The organism is Paenibacillus sp. DP01, from assembly GCF_044784315.1.
Taxonomy (GTDB): domain Bacteria; phylum Bacillota; class Bacilli; order Paenibacillales; family Paenibacillaceae; genus Paenibacillus; species Paenibacillus polymyxa.
Genome location: NZ_CP173059.1, coordinates 521,622 through 541,371, shown reverse-complemented (window position 1 = coordinate 541,371; position 19,750 = coordinate 521,622). Strand labels below are relative to the sequence as shown.

The 19,750-nt window shown below is 47.8% G+C and carries 16 protein-coding genes and 1 pseudogene; 6 read left to right on the top strand and 11 right to left on the bottom strand.

Features of this window, described 5'->3' with window-relative positions:
• Positions 1-92: 92 nt before the first annotated feature.
• The gene (locus tag ACH59B_RS02375) at positions 93-359 is read left to right on the top strand and encodes an SDR family NAD(P)-dependent oxidoreductase (protein WP_080724253.1); all 267 of its coding nucleotides are present in this window, start codon (positions 93-95) and stop codon (positions 357-359) included.
• 400 nt (positions 360-759) lie between these two features.
• Here ACH59B_RS02375 and map read toward each other — a convergent pair whose 3' ends face one another.
• The gene (gene map, locus ACH59B_RS02370; protein ID WP_013369117.1) at positions 760-1,506 is read right to left on the bottom strand and encodes a type I methionyl aminopeptidase; all 747 of its coding nucleotides are present in this window, start codon (positions 1,504-1,506) and stop codon (positions 760-762) included.
• Positions 1,507-1,699: 193 nt separating this feature from the next.
• On the opposite strand from map, the gene ACH59B_RS02365 reads away from it, so the two are divergent.
• From ACH59B_RS02365 to ACH59B_RS02355, 3 genes and pseudogenes are all read left to right on the top strand, one after another.
• Entirely contained in the window at positions 1,700-2,395 is a 696-nt protein-coding gene (locus ACH59B_RS02365; RefSeq protein ID WP_019685953.1) for a GntR family transcriptional regulator, read from the top strand.
• A gap of 238 nt (positions 2,396-2,633) precedes the next feature.
• Positions 2,634-4,182: pseudogene (gntK, locus tag ACH59B_RS02360) on the top strand (gluconokinase).
• 92 nt (positions 4,183-4,274) lie between these two features.
• The gene (locus tag ACH59B_RS02355; protein ID WP_080561121.1) at positions 4,275-4,454 is read left to right on the top strand and encodes a hypothetical protein; all 180 of its coding nucleotides are present in this window, start codon (positions 4,275-4,277) and stop codon (positions 4,452-4,454) included.
• 175 nt (positions 4,455-4,629) lie between these two features.
• Here the strand turns inward: ACH59B_RS02355 and ACH59B_RS02350 are convergent, their stop codons facing one another.
• The 3 genes from ACH59B_RS02350 to ACH59B_RS02340 form a co-directional block, all read right to left on the bottom strand.
• On the bottom strand, positions 4,630-4,749 hold the full coding sequence (locus tag ACH59B_RS02350) for a hypothetical protein (RefSeq protein WP_013369112.1): 120 nt from the start codon (positions 4,747-4,749) through the stop codon (positions 4,630-4,632).
• Between the two features lie 113 nt (positions 4,750-4,862).
• A complete protein-coding gene (locus ACH59B_RS02345; RefSeq protein WP_025363845.1) occupies positions 4,863-5,684 on the bottom strand; it encodes a protein kinase domain-containing protein in 822 nt (273 codons plus the stop codon).
• Positions 5,685-5,830: 146 nt separating this feature from the next.
• Positions 5,831-6,646: a MerR family transcriptional regulator gene (locus ACH59B_RS02340; RefSeq protein WP_019685950.1), complete on the bottom strand. Its 816-nt coding sequence runs from the start codon at positions 6,644-6,646 to the stop codon at positions 5,831-5,833.
• A 538-nt stretch (positions 6,647-7,184) separates the two neighbouring features.
• Here ACH59B_RS02340 and ACH59B_RS02335 point away from each other — a divergent pair.
• A complete protein-coding gene (locus ACH59B_RS02335) occupies positions 7,185-8,141 on the top strand; it encodes an L-lactate dehydrogenase (protein WP_016818814.1) in 957 nt (318 codons plus the stop codon).
• A gap of 106 nt (positions 8,142-8,247) precedes the next feature.
• Here ACH59B_RS02335 and ACH59B_RS02330 read toward each other — a convergent pair whose 3' ends face one another.
• From ACH59B_RS02330 to ACH59B_RS02310, 5 genes are read right to left on the bottom strand one after another with little or no spacing between them, the layout of a single operon-like run.
• Positions 8,248-8,976, bottom strand: coding sequence for an ABC transporter permease (locus ACH59B_RS02330; protein ID WP_017427211.1), 729 nt, complete (start codon positions 8,974-8,976; stop codon positions 8,248-8,250).
• Positions 8,976-9,692, bottom strand: a complete 717-nt coding sequence (locus ACH59B_RS02325) for an ABC transporter permease (RefSeq protein WP_016818816.1) — start codon at positions 9,690-9,692, stop codon at positions 8,976-8,978. The genes ACH59B_RS02330 and ACH59B_RS02325 overlap by 1 nt, the downstream gene beginning before the upstream one ends.
• Positions 9,689-10,606 carry an ABC transporter ATP-binding protein gene (locus ACH59B_RS02320; RefSeq protein ID WP_016818817.1) on the bottom strand — a complete coding sequence of 306 codons (918 nt, stop codon included), beginning with the start codon at positions 10,604-10,606 and terminating at the stop codon, positions 9,689-9,691. The genes ACH59B_RS02325 and ACH59B_RS02320 overlap by 4 nt, the downstream gene beginning before the upstream one ends.
• A 59-nt stretch (positions 10,607-10,665) precedes the next feature.
• The gene (locus ACH59B_RS02315; RefSeq protein WP_017427210.1) at positions 10,666-12,096 is read right to left on the bottom strand and encodes a HAMP domain-containing sensor histidine kinase; all 1,431 of its coding nucleotides are present in this window, start codon (positions 12,094-12,096) and stop codon (positions 10,666-10,668) included.
• On the bottom strand, positions 12,096-12,770 hold the full coding sequence (locus tag ACH59B_RS02310) for a response regulator transcription factor (protein ID WP_017427209.1): 675 nt from the start codon (positions 12,768-12,770) through the stop codon (positions 12,096-12,098). Before ACH59B_RS02310 ends, ACH59B_RS02315 begins: the two co-directional genes overlap by 1 nt.
• A gap of 150 nt (positions 12,771-12,920) precedes the next feature.
• Here ACH59B_RS02310 and ACH59B_RS02305 point away from each other — a divergent pair, with 150 nt between their 5' ends.
• Complete coding sequence (locus tag ACH59B_RS02305; protein WP_404303242.1) at positions 12,921-14,690, top strand: alpha-glycosidase; 1,770 nt, start codon at positions 12,921-12,923, stop codon at positions 14,688-14,690.
• 541 nt (positions 14,691-15,231) lie between these two features.
• On the opposite strand, the gene ACH59B_RS02300 is transcribed toward ACH59B_RS02305, so the two are convergent.
• Both ACH59B_RS02300 and ACH59B_RS02295 read right to left on the bottom strand, forming a co-directional pair.
• A complete protein-coding gene (locus ACH59B_RS02300; protein WP_019685943.1) occupies positions 15,232-16,383 on the bottom strand; it encodes a response regulator in 1,152 nt (383 codons plus the stop codon).
• 158 nt (positions 16,384-16,541) lie between these two features.
• Positions 16,542-19,682, bottom strand: coding sequence for an ATP-binding protein (locus ACH59B_RS02295; protein WP_285694098.1), 3,141 nt, complete (start codon positions 19,680-19,682; stop codon positions 16,542-16,544).
• Between the last annotated feature and the right edge of the window lie 68 nt (positions 19,683-19,750).

Below are 19,750 nucleotides of genomic sequence, written 5' to 3'. Positions count from 1 at the left end.
GACCTTCCTTTTTGAGTACCATAAAAATTAATGCATTCAGGTGTATATTGGAACATGAAAATTGAGATCCAACAAATGCTTGCAGAGAATCAATTGTCAACGTTTCTTCAATAGTTGGTCTGAAAGCATTTCTGGCATACGGTGCTTACGTGGCATCAAAACATGCAATTCAAAGTCTTACCAATGCAACTGCGCTTGATTATGCAAGTCAAGGCATTCGTATCAATACTGTAGCTCCACGACAACCCAATAGGGCAGTTGAATATCAAGGAGTGCTAGCAGTTATGCTGTATTTGTACCAATTGAAGCCAGCTGGCGATTTCAAAAGTTGCAAAAGGTATTGCTTGGCTTCTCTCTGACGAAGCTTCCTATATAATATAATTGGATCTAAGTTAACGATTGATGGTGGCTTGATGCTTTTTAAAATTACTTCCCCCAATAAATAGCATCCTTTACATTCACATATACGCTTTCCCATCACCGTCCGCATCCCCCTATATCCCCCGTACCTCTGGATCAGTGCCAGGTTCGTCTTTTCTTCATCAGAAAAACGACCTTCTTTTATAGGCTGTCAGTCCGGTCATCCTCACTACATGCAGAAACGGGGATATGGGGCCATTAACAGAATCAAATCCGCGTCAGAAAATTCTTTTTAGAATGCACGCGGCAAAAGAGACTGTCCTCTGGACAGCCTCTTTTCTGTAATAGGTCTAACTCATTTAATTCGCTAGTCTGTAGGTTACTGATGGATGCCTGCTTTTATTGCTGGGTCAAGATGATAGGACCGTCTGCTGTAATTGCCAGCGTATGCTCGTATTGTGCCGACAAACCACCGTCCAACGTACGTGCGGTCCAGCCGTCCGCATCAATTTTACTGCGGTATGTGCCTGTGTTGAGCATCGGCTCAATTGTAATGACCATGCCCTCTTTCAAGCGTGGTCCACGGTGCGGAGGTCCGTAATGCGGAACCTGCGGTTGCTCATGCATTTCTTCCCCGATGCCATGCCCAATAAATTCGCGTACGACCGAAAAGCCTTCCGCTTCCGCGTAAGTTTGGATCGCATGGGAAATATCCCCGATCCGATTACCAACAACAGCTTGCTCAATCCCTTTATACAGAGACTCTTTGGTAACGTCCAACAGCTTTTGGGCCTGCTCAGACACATTCCCCACCGCATACGACCAAGCGGAATCTGCCAGCCAGCCATTCAGGTTCACAACCATGTCGATCGTCACGATGTCGCCGTCCTTCAATGGTGTTTTGTTCGGAAAACCGTGGCAAATCACATCATTAGGGGAACCACAAGTTGCAAACTGGTAGCCGTTATAACCCTTTTGCTCCGGCGTTGCGCCGTGCTTCTTCATAAATGATTCTGCAAAGGCGTCAATTTCCAGTGTCGTAATACCTGGCTTAATCATTTTAGCAATTTCCCGGTGGCAAGCAGCCAAAATTTCGCCGGCTTTTTTCATATTTTCAATTTGTTCTTTGGTTTTAATGATAATCATTAAATGTTCTCCTTCTTATCCATGTTCGTTCCACTTTTCACTGCTTCTTTTTTTCTGCTTCTATTGTAACGCTAAAAGCAGTGAAATGGAACCGATGTCAATTGATACCGTTTACAAGGGCTTAAACGGGGTTTATAATACTCCATAATTTGTATACAAGTATGCAAAATTATTTGCAAGATAGGAGTATTCTATGAAATATCCAACAACCTGGTTACAGGGCGCATCGCTTGGAGAGAGGATTGCTTGTGAACTCCGACTTCAGATTATACGTGGTATGCAGACACCCGGCACTGTTCTATCTGAAAATCAGATTGCTACCGATTTTGGTACCAGCCGTTCTCCTGTGCGTGAAGCCATGAAAGTGCTCTCAACCGAAGGACTTATCCGCTTGGAGCGCATGGGGGCGGTTGTGATCGGCATGACACCCGATGATATGGAGGAGCTATTCGACGTACGAATGCTGATTGAGCATTTTGTTGTTCAAAGGTATGTACATAGGGATAATACCATATTGGTAAACACTTTAAATCAGATGATCGACAAAATGGAAGTCGCTCTCAAGCACAGAGATATCGCTGAATTTTCACTTCAGGATTTTAATTTTCATGAAGCTCTGGTTCTGGAAGCAGGCCATACCCGTATTCTCCATACCTGGAATGGTATGAGACAGTTGATCCTGACGGTTATGCTGGCTGCGACAGAACAACGTTTTGCGTCTAACATCGAAGAATCTCAAGTCACGATTCACAAGCACCGCACCTTTGCAAATGCTTTAAAACAAGGAAATGATCAAGAATTATCCCGACTCATTGAGGAACATTACCGAGACACTCGCAACGCGGTTAACGATAGTGTTTTGTCCTCCTATAGAAAGACATTATCCTAGCCGGAACATACCCGACAAAGAGCCAATTGTATCGCGTCTTTATGCCCACTCCAACTGACGCGGTTCTCTTTTCAGACTAAATTGTCGACAAGTATACAATTAACTATACATATTAGCACCTTTACTCTTTGAATGTTATGGAACCATCCTCTCCCTAGTCGCATTCGGTTTGATTATACTGCTGGATGTGTTAATTTAACGATAATAGCTAATAAGGTAAGTGAAGGGGAGAATGAATATGACTGAAACCCGATATATGATCGGCGTCGATATTGGCACGACCAGTACCAAGGCAGTGCTTTTTGAAGAAAACGGCAATATTGCCGCGCAGCATCATGTGGGCTATCCACTCCATACACCTGAGCCAGATGCGGCAGAACAGGACCCTGAAGATATTCTCAAAGCTGTCGTAGAGACGGTGCAAGAGGTCATGACACAAAGCGGAGTACCCGCCGAACATGTGCTGTTCGTCTCCTTTAGTTCGGCTATGCACAGCGTACTGGCGGTGGACAAGAACGGTAAACCACTGACCGCCTCCATCACGTGGGCAGATAATCGTAGTGCCAAATGGGCTGAAGCGCTCAAACATAAATACAATGGACACGATATTTACTTACGCACGGGAACGCCCATTCACCCCATGTCACCGCTGACAAAACTGATGTGGATTACACGAGATTTACCGGATGTAGCGGCCCAGACGTACAAGTTCATTTCTATAAAGGAATATGTCTTTGCCCGGTTATTCCACCAATATGTCGTGGATCACTCGATCGCCTCTGCTACCGGACTCATGAATTTGAAGCAGCTGGATTGGGACGAGGAAGCGCTCACTATTGCAGGTGTGACGAAGGAGCAGCTGTCCGAGCTGGTACCGACAACTCATGTGCTAAAAGGACTGGACGCAGCCTATGCACATGACATGGGCCTGCTGGAGACGACCCCTTTTGTGATCGGGGCCAGTGACGGTGTCTTGTCCAACCTCGGTGTGAATGCAATCAAACCTGGAGTTGTCGCTGTTACACATCGGCACCAGCGGAGCCATCCGTACTGTAGTTGATAAGCCTCTCACCGATGCGAAAGGGCGCTTTTTCTGTTATGCCTTGACCGAAAAGCTGTGGGTCATCGGCGGCCCGGTGAACAACGGCGGTATCGTGTTCCGCTGGATACGGGATGAATTTGCAGCCTCTGAGGTGGAAACTGCCAAACGCTTAGGAATTGATCCGTATCATGTGCTGACCCAAATCGCAGAACAGGTGCGTCCAGGCTCGGACGGTCTGCTTTTCCTTCCGTATCTATCTGGCGAACGCGCTCCTCTGTGGGACCCAAATGCGCGTGGCTCCTTCTTCGGCCTGTCCCTGCGGCACAAAAAAGAGCATATGATTCGCGCCGCACTGGAAGGTGTACTGTTCAATCTGTATACAGTCATGCTCGCTATGGAGGAAGTCATTGACAGACCGTCTGTCATTCACGCCACGGGTGGATTTGCACGCTCGGAGCTGTGGAGACAGCTCATGGCAGATATTTTTGATCAGGAAGTCATTATCCCCGAAAGTCTGGAAAGCTCATGTCTAGGTGCAGCTATTCTAGGCTTGTACGCGTTAGGACGAATTGATTCGCTAGATGCAGTATCCGGTATGATCGGCACCACTCATCAGCATAAACCTGCGGCAGAGCACGTAGATATCTATCGCGATTTACTGCCGATCTATATTCGCATTTCACGTAAATTTGAAGAAGAGTTCAAGGATATTGCAGAATTTCAGGCCAAGTCCCTACAGTCTTAAATTAATGGAACCTGTTCTAACACTGTTGCGTATTATCGTTTTATAAGACCTGTCTATACTCAGTTGGATAGGATAAGAAGGAGGATTAGACGATGCTCAAAAAATTACTGCACCGCCTGCTACATTCCACCTCTCATTCCCATAAGCGGCGATACAGCAGCTCAGATCGTTATTACGACCGTAGACGCCATTCTTCATCAGACGGATACAAGAACAGCCATAACGGTCACCGATATTATAAGGATAAACGCCGTCACTATTCCAGTTCCTAGACACACAACAAAAAGCAGTGGCGGAGTACAACGTAACACAAGAAGCAAGCCACAGGCTCCTTAAGCTTATAAAGCGAAGCCCCTTCTCATCAAGGGCCTTCGCTTTATTGTTGTGCGCCCTTCGTTACGCAGAGCAACATCAGTGCATATTACAGGAAATCGGCTATAACCGAAATTACAGAAATAGGGTTTTAGAGATAATCACCAACAAAATAAACAGTACCAGAATCGCTCCTACAGAGGTCCAGGCTCCTACGCCGCAACCCATACCGCCTACTCCACACATATGACTCATTTACAACACTCCCTTCGCTCATTTCAGGATCATTGTATGTAGACCTAGTCAAATGCGTAAGGGGCATTCCCCCATTTTTGCGGCGAATGCCTGTTTATTTTTAGGGATTAAAGTTATGGATTAACCTCTAACTGCAACAATGCTTCCTCCAACTCCTGCATAAACTGTCGACTATGTTCATAACGTGGACGAATTTGAAAAAGCCGCTCCAGTATATGACGCACAGGTTGACTCAGCATTAATTCTTCCTGCCAGCTTCCAGGGGGTTGATCCGGCTGAGGCTCATAACTGCTATACAGCATAAAAAGCATGAAATGCCCGACATCATACAAATCGCTGTAGAAGGTGACATCTTGTCGCTCAGGTGCGCGCTTTTCCAGCATGGCTTCGGTGAATACATCCTCCTGTCGTTCTCCCACGGCCAAAGCAAGCCCAAAGTCGATTAGGTACGGCTTCCCTTCGCGGTGAATTACGTTAGGAATACGGATATCGCGATGGATGTATCCCCGTTCATGCACATGCAGAACTCGCTCCATTAACTCTAAAATGTAGACGATACATTCCTGTTCCGTAAAGGAACGCTCCTGTTCAAAGATAAGCTCTTCCAAGGTCATACCGGAGACGTATTCCATGACCATATACATTCCGTCCGAATGTTGGTCAATTTCAAGCAACTTTGGAATAAAAGGGTGCTCCATCTTTCGCATAATGTGAGCCTCGCGCTGCAATAGTTGAACTGCCTGCGCTCGTTTGCTCGGTCTGGGCAGTTTTACCGCCACCTCCTGTCCGCTGTGCCGATCCAGACAAAGGTAGGTTAGACCATAGCTACCCATGCCTAAAAGCGAACGAACACAATAACGTCCGCTCAGCAAATCACCAGGCTGTTTGGGATAATCTATCCATGATTCATAAATGTTCCGCAACCAAGCAAACATACTTAGATCCTTTCCTATACATGCCGCAGCCACGTTTCCTATGCGACTTGTCCTCGTATTCTTGTATTCCGTTATTATATCATCCACGCCAAAAGACCATCAGAGCCGGGTAGGTCTGATGGTCTTATTAGACAAGATAATGATCGTTATGCCTCTCTGCGGCTACGTGGTGTCAGACCGAGCCAGGACAACAGCGAACTGCGCGTTTTGCGTTGCCGGCCCTGATAGGTACGTAGATTAGTGATTAACTGCCGATCCCGTTCTTCCTCGACCCTTTCTTTCATCCAACGTTTATGGTCCTCTAGTTGGTTAGATAAGCTAACATTCTTCTCCATCAAACGGCTGTGCTCTGCTTCCAGTTCCTCCAAACGGCTCCGCATTTCCAACAAAGCGGTTTGCACCATATCCTGCATCTGCGCCAGTTCTTGTGGCTCTACGGACTCCTGCGTTTGTACGGATACAGGTGCTTGCTCCAATCTATACTCCATGGTTGGGGTCAAAGTCTGGAACTGTTCCTGCGACTGCATGGGTTCCTCTGATAGCTCCTGAACATTCATTTCATCCTCTATCTCTGTCAGCTCAACCGTAGCAGCAGCTTGCTCCTGCATGACCGTCTCTTCCCTACCCTCAGCCGCCGCCATTATTTCTTGCCAGGTTGCGGTCAGTGACTCAGCATCCGAGATGGGTGGCAAGCGGAATTCTTCATCCTCCAATTGGAAGGGAGCGGTTATTCTCTCAAGTACCACCTGAACGGATTGCTCCATTGTCATATGCTGCTCACGCAACGCCCTCCGCATCACCTTCAAGCACTCAACATCCTCTGCACTGAACATTCTTGACTGATTAGTGGAACGTTGAAACACGTATCCCTGTTCCTCCAGCGCCGCTGCATATTTACGAAGGGTACTCGCCCCGATTCCCAGTTGCTTTGCTGCTTCCGTCGTCGACTTGCTTTCTTCCATTTAATCATTACCTCCCCGGATGGTATGGAAAGAAATAAGCTTGTATATGTAGAATTCGCGGAAACCATTGGAAATCCTTTGGCAAAAAAGTTCTAATATTGCAGACTACTAAGAACCTTTGTCATAAACGAATACATTATAAAAATACAAGAAGCGACATCGCTAAGAATGCTCCTGCACTGTATACTCTTGAGACTCATTAAGATACGTCACATAAATGTCATACTCCCAATATTGTTACGTAAACTTTTCTTCCATGGATATGGCTCATGTTATGATTTATACGGAAACCACTTATAAATAAATAGATAACTTACATCCTGTCTTCCAATAAAAGAATATGGATAATCTACACTTATTCTTTGATTAATCCTAAATTGCTCCCCCTATTCACCGTTCTTTTTTGATTTATCGGAATGAGGGCAAAAAAATGGATATTTTCAAAAGATCAGCAATATGTTATGTTATGTAACGTAAAATGGATTTCAGGCATAATTTGTAGCATATTAACGTTCGTTGGAACGAGGAGGAAACATAAATGAAGGGGAAGGCAAGGAAAGTAGCGATTGTCGGCGCGGGAATGGTCGGTTCGAGCTGTGCCTACTCAATGGTCAATCAGTCCATTTGTGACGAAATCATGATGATTGACCGCACGTATGACCGGGCTTTGGCCCATGCACTGGATCTGTCCCATTGTATGGATTTTACGTCTACACGCACCAAGGTCCGTGCAGGCACATATGCAGACTGCACGGATATGGATGTTGTGATTATAACGGCTGGGTCCAATCCTAAACCGGGTCAAGACCGCCTATCTGTATTGGACGATGCCGTGCATATCACCAGAGAGATTGTAACAGCTATTATGGAGGGCGGTTTCGACGGTATTTTCGTTATTGCCGCTAATCCTGTCGACATTGTTACTTATCTGGTGCAGAGTATATCCGGTCTGCCGCGCAACAAGGTGATCGGCACGGGCACCTCTATCGACTCATCCCGGCTCAAGACGTTGCTTTCTGAGGTGTTTTCCATAGATCCACGCAGTGTACAGGGGTATGCCTTGGGCGAGCATGGCGAATCGCAATTCGTGGCCTGGTCTCACGTTACGATTGGCGGCAAGCCGCTCTTGCACATTTTGCGTCAGCATAAGGAACGATTCAGACACGTTGATCTGGATGACATCGCCCGTAAAACAAGGGATGCCGGTTGGGAGATTTTCACCCGCAAAGGTGCCACTTATTTTGGTATTGCCAATGCGCTGGCGTACATTACCCGTTCCATTTTGAATGACGATGGTAAAATTATAGCGATCTCTGCCGTATTGGACGGCGAGTACGGTCACACTGATGTCTGCACGGGCGTTCCAGCAATCATCGGCAGTAGAGGAATTCAGGAGGTCATCGAGCTTGAGCTGAGTCCAGAAGAACAAGCCAAGTTTGACGCCTCTTGCCGCCTGATCAGCGATAATATTCGTGCTATTTCAGGCTTAGTGTAAGCCCATAGAGTAAGTGTCTTATTCAGAACACGAACCTGCAGCACAGCAAAAAAGCTCCTTACCCTCTTTTTAGGATAAGGAGCTTTTGCAGTTTCCACATTTCGTCTTATATCTCTTTATAACGAAATATCATCAGGCCAGCAAACGCAAACACGACAAAGCTACCCAGTACCACCATCAACAGTGTATCCGTTGGCACCATGAACGCCCCGAAATTGTCTCCCCCACTCGGCATCATCGCCAATAGAGGCTGTGTCCATGGATAGTATGGACCATAGGTCTGAGAGTTGGCGACCAGCATATTGGGCACGGTGAAGACGAAATTCAATGCAAGCGGTGCAGCAAAGCTAGACCACAAAAAGGACACCATCAGCTGCAGGGCAGCCAGCGGCAGACAAGCAACCCAGCCTGCAAGCAGGCTTTGGGCGATCACGGCCCAAGGGATCGGTCCGTTCATCCCCTGCACAGCTCCAACACCCAGCAGCGCTCCTCCAAACAGCAGCTGAGTCAGTCCGACCATAGCCATGATGATGGTCAGCTTGGCTGCGTACAACCCCGTGCGAGACAACGGCAACGACATCAGTTGCTTCCAGCCGCCACCTCCATGCTCAAAACGACAGACAAGAGACCCAAACACGGCGGTCAGCATCGGCAGAAACAGCATCGCATGTATTGTAAGCATAGCAGCCAGCAGCAACAGCCAGTTTCCTCCCGGATTCGCCAGCAAACCAATCAGGACGGCAATCGCTGGACTGACGAGCGCGAGCAGCCAGACGGGCGATTTTGCTATTTTCATGCGTTCGACAGAAAGTAGCCGCACGTATCCTCCAAGCATTACGCCACATCCTTTCGACTAAAATGAGCTGCAGTCAGCAGGCTGAGAATTGCACCTGTTCCGCATCCGATGGACGCAAATATCCACGCTTGTGGCGCAACCCATGCGAATTGCGGCCAAGCCAGCGGAAACCATTCGGACAACTGGGAAGCAAACAAGCTCCCAATGCCTAACGTAATGCCCAGTGTTACAGGTAGCGCTTGATTATGGAACGTGACCGTTAGCCACAACAACAATACGAGTATAGGCAACGTGCCGCCCAAGGGCCAAAATCCGAGCCGCAGTAGCTCCCCTATCGGTGCAGGCTCTCCCCCAAAGCCAAGAAGCATTCCTAATGTCCAAGTCCCAATCGTCAAAAGTAGACAGGACACGCATAGCATTCCAATGGCTAATGTTAGCTTTGCCATATAAACACTAAATTTGGAAATAGGCAAAGCCAGCAGCTGCTTCCAGGAGTTAGATGTATGCTCCACATTCGCCAACATGGAAGCGACCATCGTAGCTCCAAGCACCAGCGCAAGGGGGACAAACAACGCGATGTTATCCATCAAGCTTTCCCATAAGCGACCCTTATATCGTGGAATCAGATAGTCATAGCGGAGTCCGAAATTCAGTCCCTGCATGGCCACCAGCCCAAGAGGACCGAGGAATACCAGGAACCAGATTCCCTTTCTGCGTGCTTTAAGCAAATCCGCTGTCAGCGCTCGCCGCATCATAGGGAACCCCCTCCTTTGCCCACCACCTGCATGAACATATCCTCCAGCGATTTGCGGCGTTCCTCTACACGATATACAGCATGTGTGTTTTCCACCAATCTTCTGACCAGCAGCGCAACAGCCGCATCATTCATGTTGTCAAAATTCAGTGCTGACCCATCCTTCACTGAATGATAGCCCTGTTCACGTGCAATCAATTGGGCTGCTTCGGGTTCCGATACTACAATCCGAATCCCCCCTGCGGACTCCTGTCGAAGATTGTGAATCGTATTTTGGAAGACTAGTTGCCCTTCACGAATAATACCGACGGTATTAGCCATATGCTCTACCTCACTCAGCAGATGGCTGGATACCAGTACAGTGATCCCCCGCTGCTTGGGCATCGCCTGTATCAATTCGCGTATTTCTTGAATGCCCTCGGGGTCCAAGCCATTCGTGGGCTCGTCCAGAATTAGCACTTCGGGATTGCCGAGCAGGGCTGCTGCGATACCAAGTCTCTGCTTCATGCCCAGCGAGTAGCCTTTAACCGAGCGTTTGGCGTGCTTGGTCAGGCGAACGACCTCCAATACTTCCGCAATGTTCTCTTTCGGTACATTCAAAATACGACGGATAGCCTCCAGGTTTTCGATGGCGTTCAAATGACCATAATATGAAGGATACTCTACCAACGAACCGACTTTACGCAAAATATCGAGTCTATGTCTGCGGATATCTTTGCCGAATATACGGATCGTTCCTCGAGTTGGGCGAATAAGCCCAAGCAGCATGCGGATTGTTGTCGTTTTCCCTGCTCCATTGGGACCGAGAAATCCGTAAATATCTCCCCGTGCTATTTTCAGGTCCAGCTGATTAACCGCGGCGCGGCCTTTGTATATTTTGCTGAGACTGTTCGTTTCAATAATTGTTTCGTTCAAGTTCCTCACCTCGACACCTATCGTAACGTGCCAAGTTTAAAGCCAAGGGAACTCTGAGTTTAAGTTTTGTTTAAAAAACGGATTTGTGTCCCGGCTGATGAACTAGAAATCTCTCTCTCCAAATTCATTTCGCGCGCCAAGAGCTCTGTAATCGCCAAGCCAATTCCAGCTCCTTTTTCACTGGATTGCTGCTCCATTCCCGGGCCTTTATCTGCAATGACCAATGCCTCTCTCCCGTTATCCCTCTGTACTTGAATGCCGATATATCGACCGGAGGCGGCATGCCGAACTACATTTTGAAAAAGATTGTCCAGCAGACGGCGAAAGCCTTGCTCATCGACATTCCATACCAAACTATGCTCAGGCAGGTCGATATCCACTTCAAAGCCTTCCTTTTCCCACACTGGGTACCAGCTGGCTGCACACTCGCGCACCAGCCGCAAGATATCACGCGGCTCGTTATTCATGGTGTATTTGCCACTGGATAGCAGATTATAGGTTAGCAAGTTGTCGATCAGACTCCCAAGGTCCTTTAACTTATTTTCCATCAGTGTAATCGACTGCTTCCCTTTGCTGCTGAGATTTTCCGCATCCAGGGTATACAGATGGCTGCGCACAACCGTAAGTGGTGTTCGAATATCGTGTGACAGATCGGCGACTAGTCTCTTCCGCAGTTCCTCCTCCTGACGCTCACGTCCTCGACTCTCTGCCAACTGTTCAACCATCCGATTAAACGACTCTTCCAGTTTGCCGATTTCATCCGGGCGTCCGGTAGCAACGAGGATGGGCAATCCATCCTCTCCTCGCTGTGACATGGCGGCCTGAAGCCGCAGCAGTCTCCGCCGAATGCCTCCAAAAAACAGAAGCGATACGAATATAAAAGCCCCCAGAACCAATAGAATAAAAAGGAGATAATACATCAACATGCCATTGTCACTAGTCGGATGTTCAAAGAACGAACGAGGCACTTTTAATACCATATAGCCCTGATTCACATCATCCTTGCCCCCGCCAATAAAGGCCACGACCGTAAACGGCCCCTCAGAGCTGGCTTGCTTCATAAAAGCTATAGCTTGCGCCGCACTCCATTGTTTTGGAATGGTAGGTTGTGTCGGTAGCTCCAGTCTGGTTAACCCTGCGGTATCGACCCAAAATATTTGTGAATCTGGGAACATATCCTGCTGTATTTTGCGCAGATGGGCTGAAATTTGCTCTGGACTAGCTCCCTTCAAGGCGATAGCTTCTCGATGCCAGCTATGTTCAGTTTGGGTCGTAGAGGGATAGTAAGGATTCTTAGGCTTGATATCCGTCTGCAAATTCAACAGTATGCTATATATCAAGGTTGTAACAGGCAATACAATGGGCAACAGCATCATAGCCAACACAATAATGACCAAATAGCGGAACAACAGTGAATTACGAAACCGCCCTCTCTGAGCTGGACGGGAACTGCGACGCCACCATGCCCACCTCTTACGCATACCGCTCATTATGCTTTCACCCGATAACCTACACCACGGATCGTCTCAATGATGCGGGGTGCCGCAGGATCAATCTCCAGCTTTTCCCGCAAGTGCCGAATGTGTACCATTAAGGTTTTGTCTCCGTCGATATACGGATCTCCCCAGACTGCCTCATACATTTGTTCCTTCGTCATAATCTGGCCCAAATGCCGCAGCAAATAAGCAAAGATATGATACTGCTTTCCTGTCAGCGTAATTTCCTCCCCGGTATCACGATTCACAATACGATTATCTGGAGGAAACACAGACAGATGCCCCAGTTGTAGAGATTCTTCGGACACACTTCCTGAACGCCGCAGCAAAATCTCCATACGTGCTATGAGTTCGTCGGGGTGAAAGGGCTTTGTCACATAATCGTCAGCAAAATCCAGTCCTTGTAACTTATCATCAATGGACGTACGGGCAGACAACATGAGGATGGGAAGCTCCGGGTACTCTTTCTTGAGCCGCTTCCCAATGGTGAACCCATCCAGGCCGGGTAACATCACATCCAAAATCACGAGTCGGCACGCGCGAGCTGCTTCCACAGCTCCATCCCCACTGCGAAGCCAGGTTACAGCGTAATTCCGCTCTTCCAAATACTGATGCGTCCAAGCACCAATATCTTGATCATCTTCGATGTATAGCACATTTGTTTTCATAATAGACACCTACTTATCGTTTTTCTTTTATGTAATGGGCATTATAGCAGTTATGGTACATAACCCACTTAAAAAGGTTAATAACTACCTTATACGACATACGCTTCACAATTTCAAATTTGAATGCAGGTGAACAAGGAGGCCTATCTGATGCTGCTGGAAGCGATATACCACCACCCGAAACGTAATTGGGCTTTTGGTTATGATGATGAAACGATAATTTTACGGCTCCGTACAAAGAAAAATGACCTGACTGCTGTTCACGTTCTTACCGTAGATAAGTACGACTGGGATCGTACTCGGCAGCTTATTCCGATGTCTAAATTTGCCACCGATGGCAGGTTCGATTACTACGAATGTACTGTAAAGCCTACTCACCGTCGGCTGAAATATGGATTTTTGCTGGAAGATGGCGAGGAACGAATTTGGATGAACGAGAACGATTTCACCACCGAGGAACCTCAAAATGCAGACAGTCTGTTTCAATACCCGTTTCTAAATCCGATTGATATATTGAAGCCACCTGCATGGGTGAAGGATGCTGTTTTTTATCAGATTTTCCCGGAACGTTTTGCCAATGGTGACCCCTCCATTAGCCCGGAAGGTGCTGAACCCTGGGGGGGCACACCGCAAAAGGACAATTTTTTCGGTGGTGATTTACAAGGAATTCTGGATCATTTGGATCACCTGAGCGAGTTGGGGATTAACGCCATATATATGACCCCTGTCTTCAAGGCGACGACCAATCATAAATATGATACCGAGGATTATATGGAGGTGGACCCGCACTTCGGGGATAAAAAGACATTAAAAAGGCTGGTGGAGGCGTGCCACGACCGGGGAATCAGGGTCCTGCTCGATGCGGTGTTCAACCACTCGGGGCGTACTTTTAAGCCATTCGTTGACGTACTGGAGAAAGGTGAAGCCTCTCCTTATAAGGACTGGTTCCATGTCCATAGCTTTCCACTGGAAGTGAACGATGGCACACCGACCTACGATACATTCGGGCTGGAACCGATGATGCCCAAGCTGAACACAGAGCATCCTGAGGTAAAAGAGTACCTACTGAATGTGGCAAAACATTGGATTGAAGAGATCGGTATCGACGGCTGGAGGCTGGACGTGGCAGACGAGGTGGATCACGCCTTTTGGCGTGAATTCCGTACGACGGTCAAGCAGGCTAATCCAGATGCATATATTTTGGGTGAAATGTGGAATGAATCGTCTGAATGGCTTCAGGGGGACCAATTCGACGCGACGATGAATTATCCGTTCACCTATGCGGTGAATGATTTTTTCGTCAAAAAAGTGACCGATGCCCAGAGCTTTGCCTTTGCCATTGGGCGACAGCTTGCCCGCTATCCACAACAGGCATCCGAGGTTGCCTTCAATCTGCTGGATAGTCATGATACACCGCGCCTGTTGACACTGTGCGGGGGCGACAAGCGACTGATGCGGCTGGCTGCTTTGTTCCAGTTCACGTACATGGGTGCGCCCTGCATTTTTTACGGCGATGAGGTCGGTCTGGATGGAGATGCTGATCCAGGCTGCCGCCAGTGCATGGAGTGGGACACCGATAAGCAGGACCACGAGCTGTTCGACTTTTATCGTGAGCTGATCGCTCTTCGCAAGGCACACCCTGTCCTTCGTGATCAAGGAAGCATCACTTTCCTGGAGGCACAGCCGGAAGGCGCTTCACTCGCCTACGAGCGCCGCAGCGACGAAGAAGTGCTGCTTGTGCTATTCAACCGTTCCGATGAGCATCACACTTTTGAACTGTCTATTCCAGAGCAGGAATGGGAGGTAGCCTTTGGCGAAAGCCAGTGGTCCGTAGGACCGGAGGGGCTGCATGTCGAGCTTCCACCCTACGGATACGCTGTGCTGAAGGCAGCACCTCCCCGGTCAGTAAAACCTGCTTAAGATGGTGGTGTGAAGACGAGAAGAAAGGCATAAGTTATGTAGGCGCGGATGCTGATGAAAGCACCTGCCGACTATGGCAAAAAACGAGATCGCCGGGAACAAGTTAGATAATTTGTTGCCGGCGATCTTTTTACGTCGAGGATGTAGCTTTTGCACAAGCTGATTATTTATTTTTGACATCTGTTCTTACTACCCCAACATCCGAAGCATTGATCGAAATGGGGTTACCGCCTTGCCCTGTGTGAGCTGAAGAAGATTGTCTAAAGTCCACCCTAATTCTTTTGCCCTTAAAGCCAGTTCGTCTCCTTTTTCCCAATGCCATGGCCTCCTTAAGTCTTCGTGGCTTATAAACCTCTCAATATGACCTAACTGTGAAGAGATATGCTATATGCATATGCCGCTGAAAAAAGCAGGTCTCGGCGAATATCAGATCATAGCGAAAAGAGGCGATTAAAATGATTTTATCCACACAAAAAAACCGCTTCAAATGAAGTACCTTTTGAAGCGGTTTTTGAGCGGCTACCTGAAACAGTACAACAGTCTACGCAGGTAGCGTCTGTGTTTTCAATTGCACGTACAACTGGTGTGTCACCTGCTGCGGCTCAATACCCAACTCATCTTCCAGTAAGCTGACGAAGCTTTCATAATGCTTTTGAGCAGCTATATACTCTCCCAGTTGGGCATAAGCAGTCAGCAGCAAACCGCAGATATCATCTGAATAAGGTTCACGCTGCTGTAGGTTGAGCAAGCGTTGGACGGACTGCCGGGCACGACCTGAACGGAGCTCTTCTCTAGCCAGTTCTGAAGCACATGCCAGATACATATTGCGCAGCTTTTCTCTTTTTGCATACGCCCATGGGTAATCGTGTTCCTCCAGATAATTGCCACGGTACAGAGCCAACAGGCTCTCGATACGCGGCGTACCGCCGTTGCCAGATGCCGCCCATTCGGAAATTCCCCGCTCTAATAGCTCCACATCTGTAACCCAGCCATTACGGTTCAAACGATAGCGATCCAGATTGTACTCCAGCTTCGTATCTTGCATCCGTTCTTTCAGCGCCTTGCGAATTTGGTAAATGGACGTATGTAGATGAACAACAGCCTTGTCCAAATGATATTCGGGCCACAGCGCATCCAGCAATTGCTCCTTGCTAACCCATTCCCCTTCATGGTGTAGTAAAAAGGAGAACAGCTCCTGCGACTTTAATGTACGCCATTTGAATGGCTTTGCTCCCACGGCTCCTTGTCCATCCTCCAAAATTTCAAGCCTTTGAAAACAACGCACTTTGGGTAATTGCTCTGCTGCGACGACCGAGCTGGAAGGACGGGAATCTGCCAGCGTGGCTACAATCCGATCCAACGTTTTATTAAGCCGCCGGGCATGAACAGGTTTTAACAAGTAATCCAGTGCTTGCAGTTCGAATGCTTCAATAGCATATTCCGAGTACGCAGTCACAAAGACGATATGAATATGCGAGTCCAGCTGTTGAATCCACTCGGCGGCCTCCAGTCCGTTCATCTCCGGCATTCCGATATCTATAAAAACAATATCCACACGTTCTGCCGCCAGATGATCCAACCCAGCTTGTGCAGACGTATATTTGCCCATGACCGTTAATCGTCCGTCCGCCTCCAGCAACCGTTCCAAGTAGGTTAGTGCCGACCTCTCATCATCAATCAATATCGCCTTCATCTGTGTCCGCGCTCCCTTCCTGCTGCAACCATCCATTACATTGCTCCATGACCAAGCTGTCTGCTTTACCATCCGATTTTTAATTTCTTATATTTTATATATCGTATAAACTCGGGCGCGACATTAGCTTTTTTCGGCAGATGCACTGTATTTTTTATTCATTCACTAGGGCGAGATAAGGTCATTTCCGGCACACGGAAGCTTACTGTCGTCCCTTGCATAGGATTGCTTTCAATCTCCAATCCTTCTCCATACATATGGATCAGACGGCGATGGATATTACGCAGCCCCACACTGGAGGATACATGCTCCTCCGACAGTAAGTGTCGCAGTCGCTCTGGCGGAATCCCTACGCCGTCATCGGTCACGCTGACCACAAAATCGGCTCCAGCCTCTTGTACAATCACCCGCACCGTTCCACCTGTGGCCCGCTGCATTACACCATGTCGTATTGCATTTTCCACAATGGGCTGAATGCTTAATGGCGGGATCAGCGACCGGATGTTCCTCCCTACCTCTATAGTCATCTGCAAACGTTCTTCAAAACGGGCTTTTTCCAATGCCACATACGATTCTACCAATTCCAGTTCCTTGCATAGCGGAACTGTATTCTCCCTGTTCTGAAAATCAAAGCTTCCCCGCAAATACTGGCTCAGCTCCATAAGCAGCTCCGCTGCTTTGTCCGGGTCTACCGCTACGGTCGAAACAATGACATTTAATGCATTGTACAGAAAGTGCGGCTTGATTTGTGCCTGTAAAAAGGCCATTTCCGAACGCACCGCTTCCTCTGCCGAATGGCGCATGTTCAGCAGGGTGCGCACACGCGCCTTTAATTCCTCAGCATCAACAGGCTTACGTAGAAAGTCATTGGCTCCAGCCATGAAGCCTGCACGGATATCGCCGGGCAGGTCGCGTGCCGTCAGCAGCAACACGGGTAGTTCGGAGAGAGAATACCGTTCGCGAATCCGTTGGCACAGCTCAATACCGGACATTTCTGGCATCATCCAGTCCGTAATGACTAGGTCAAATCGGGTACGGCTATTCAGCAGCTGAAGCGCCTCCTCAGCATGTTCCACAGCCACCACACTACAACCTGTGGTGTATAACAGCTCTTCCAACACCCGAAGGTTAACCTCATCATCATCTACAGCCAGCACTCTGTAAGGAACATTCCTCACTTGCTCCAATCCATCTTCTTCAAGCGGATTCACATCCTGACTCGAGGTCACACCAGGCTGCAATATAACCTCAGACAAAACATTTTTTTGAGCTTCATGTGCCGACGTACCAGTCTCCGCTAAGGGCAGTGTAAAATAAAAGGTCGAACCTTTACCCAATCTGGACTCTACTCGGATATGGCCTCCATGCAGCTCCACCAGACGACGGGTTATGCCTAACCCAAGCCCAGTTCCACTATATCCTTCGTCCTCAGCATTCGCCCCTCGGTTAAAAGGTTCAAAGATGTGCAAAAGATAGTCTGGGGCAATACCTGGTCCGGTATCCTTCACACTAATTTCCATTTCGCGGTTCCTGGTCTTGGCAGAGATTACGATTTCGCCTTCCTCCGTAAACTTCATCGCATTCCCCAATAAATTGTATAAGATCTGATTCAGGCGATGTTCATCTGCATCCACCTTAGGCAACGAATTAGGCCATTCTTTGACGAATTGGAGCTTTTTCTTACCTACCGAATGACCCAATACCTCCAGCACAGAGTTCACTGCAGCTTGTACGTTTACAGGCCGGCGGTTTAAGGCTAATCTTCCATTTTTCAAATTAGAAAAATCCAAAATATCGTTAATCAAATAGGAAAGCCTGCGCCCTACATTCGCAATCAAGACCAAATTGTGCTTTTGCGGCTCATTGAATTGTGTCCCATAGCGGTCTAGCATGGATTGAGCGATATTAATAATTCCATGTAGAGGAGTACGCAGCTCATGTGACGTGTTCGCCAGAAATTCGTCCTTTAACCCATCCAGGGTTAGCAAACGTCGTGATAGGTTCTCAACCTCCATGAACGAATGTACAAAACGTTTGGCCAGCAGCAGCGTTTGAGCCAATACGAATATGAGCATTTCATAGGCTGTTACCCCACGTACATCTCCCCATCCCAGAACATACACAAAACTGGTCACCACAATCATAAGAATGCTCATAATACTAATGACTAGCAGTGCAGCGTCGTCCGTCCGTTGAACAAGTCCACGAATTAGGATCAGTAATACATATCCCACACTGACTACACCAAAAAGAAGGATAAACGTTTCAAAGGATGAGAGTACCAGTGTAGGCAACAATAGCCCCATACCCAGCATCAGTGCGGTTGTAATACTATAGAGACGCAGCACGATCCGATTCATAACAATCTGTGTCGTAAGATGAACATACCGAATCAGAAAATAGTAGAACAGCGTCGAAGAGAACGATTGAATTTTCAATATCCATTCATAAGGCAAATCCGGCATTCCCCAGACTAGCAGCTTCTCTCCATGTGTCAGAATGTAAAATATTGCCGCGACGCAAAAGCATGCTAAGTAAAGCAAGGCCTTCTCTTTTTTACGTAAAAGGTACAGCATGATAAAAAATACAGTAGGGATAAAAAATCCTGCGACCAGTACGGTGTCCTCTGCCATCGCTACTTCCCGGCTATGCGTAATACTGGCATAATCACCAAACAGCAGCGGATAAATGATTCCCCCGGAGGAATAGCTATAATTAGCCACATGCACGATAATATCAGTCGCATGTCCATCTATTGCAGCAAATCCAACAAAGGGGGCGTTGCCCTGTTTGCCTTTTTCGGCCGAAACAGAGGGAATACCGCTTGCCCCCACCTCTGCTCCATCAATCCATACTCGGCTAGAGTTGCGAATGTTTTGCATATGGATGCCGTACAGATTTTCCAATTTTTCAGGTAAAAGTACACGAACATGGTAGGTACCATATCCAGTCGCCTGTCCCCCAGGCATCCACTGATTCCATCTACCAGGCACATCCACAATTTTGGCGGAAGATCCGGTGCCTGATCCCAATTTGGAGGAGTTTCGACGATTTCCCCAATCCTGATCTCGCGTTTCCTGAAAAGATGAAGGCTGCAAAAGCTGATTAGGATAAAACTCCCACTCTCCTCCCAACTGTACAGCGCCTTCCTTGTCGGGGTCCCAATTACGCAAATCAATAACACCGTTGTGAGCTTTCCAATGACTGTTTCCGGATAATACGCCCGACACTAACGGATACACCGGCAACGCAACCGCAAGCAGAAGTATAATAAAAAATAAAACACCCTGTTTTTTCATAAATCCCCCGCTCTTTTCAATAACGTCTATCTTTTTGTATCGGTTATTCTATCCAGCTACATTAGAAG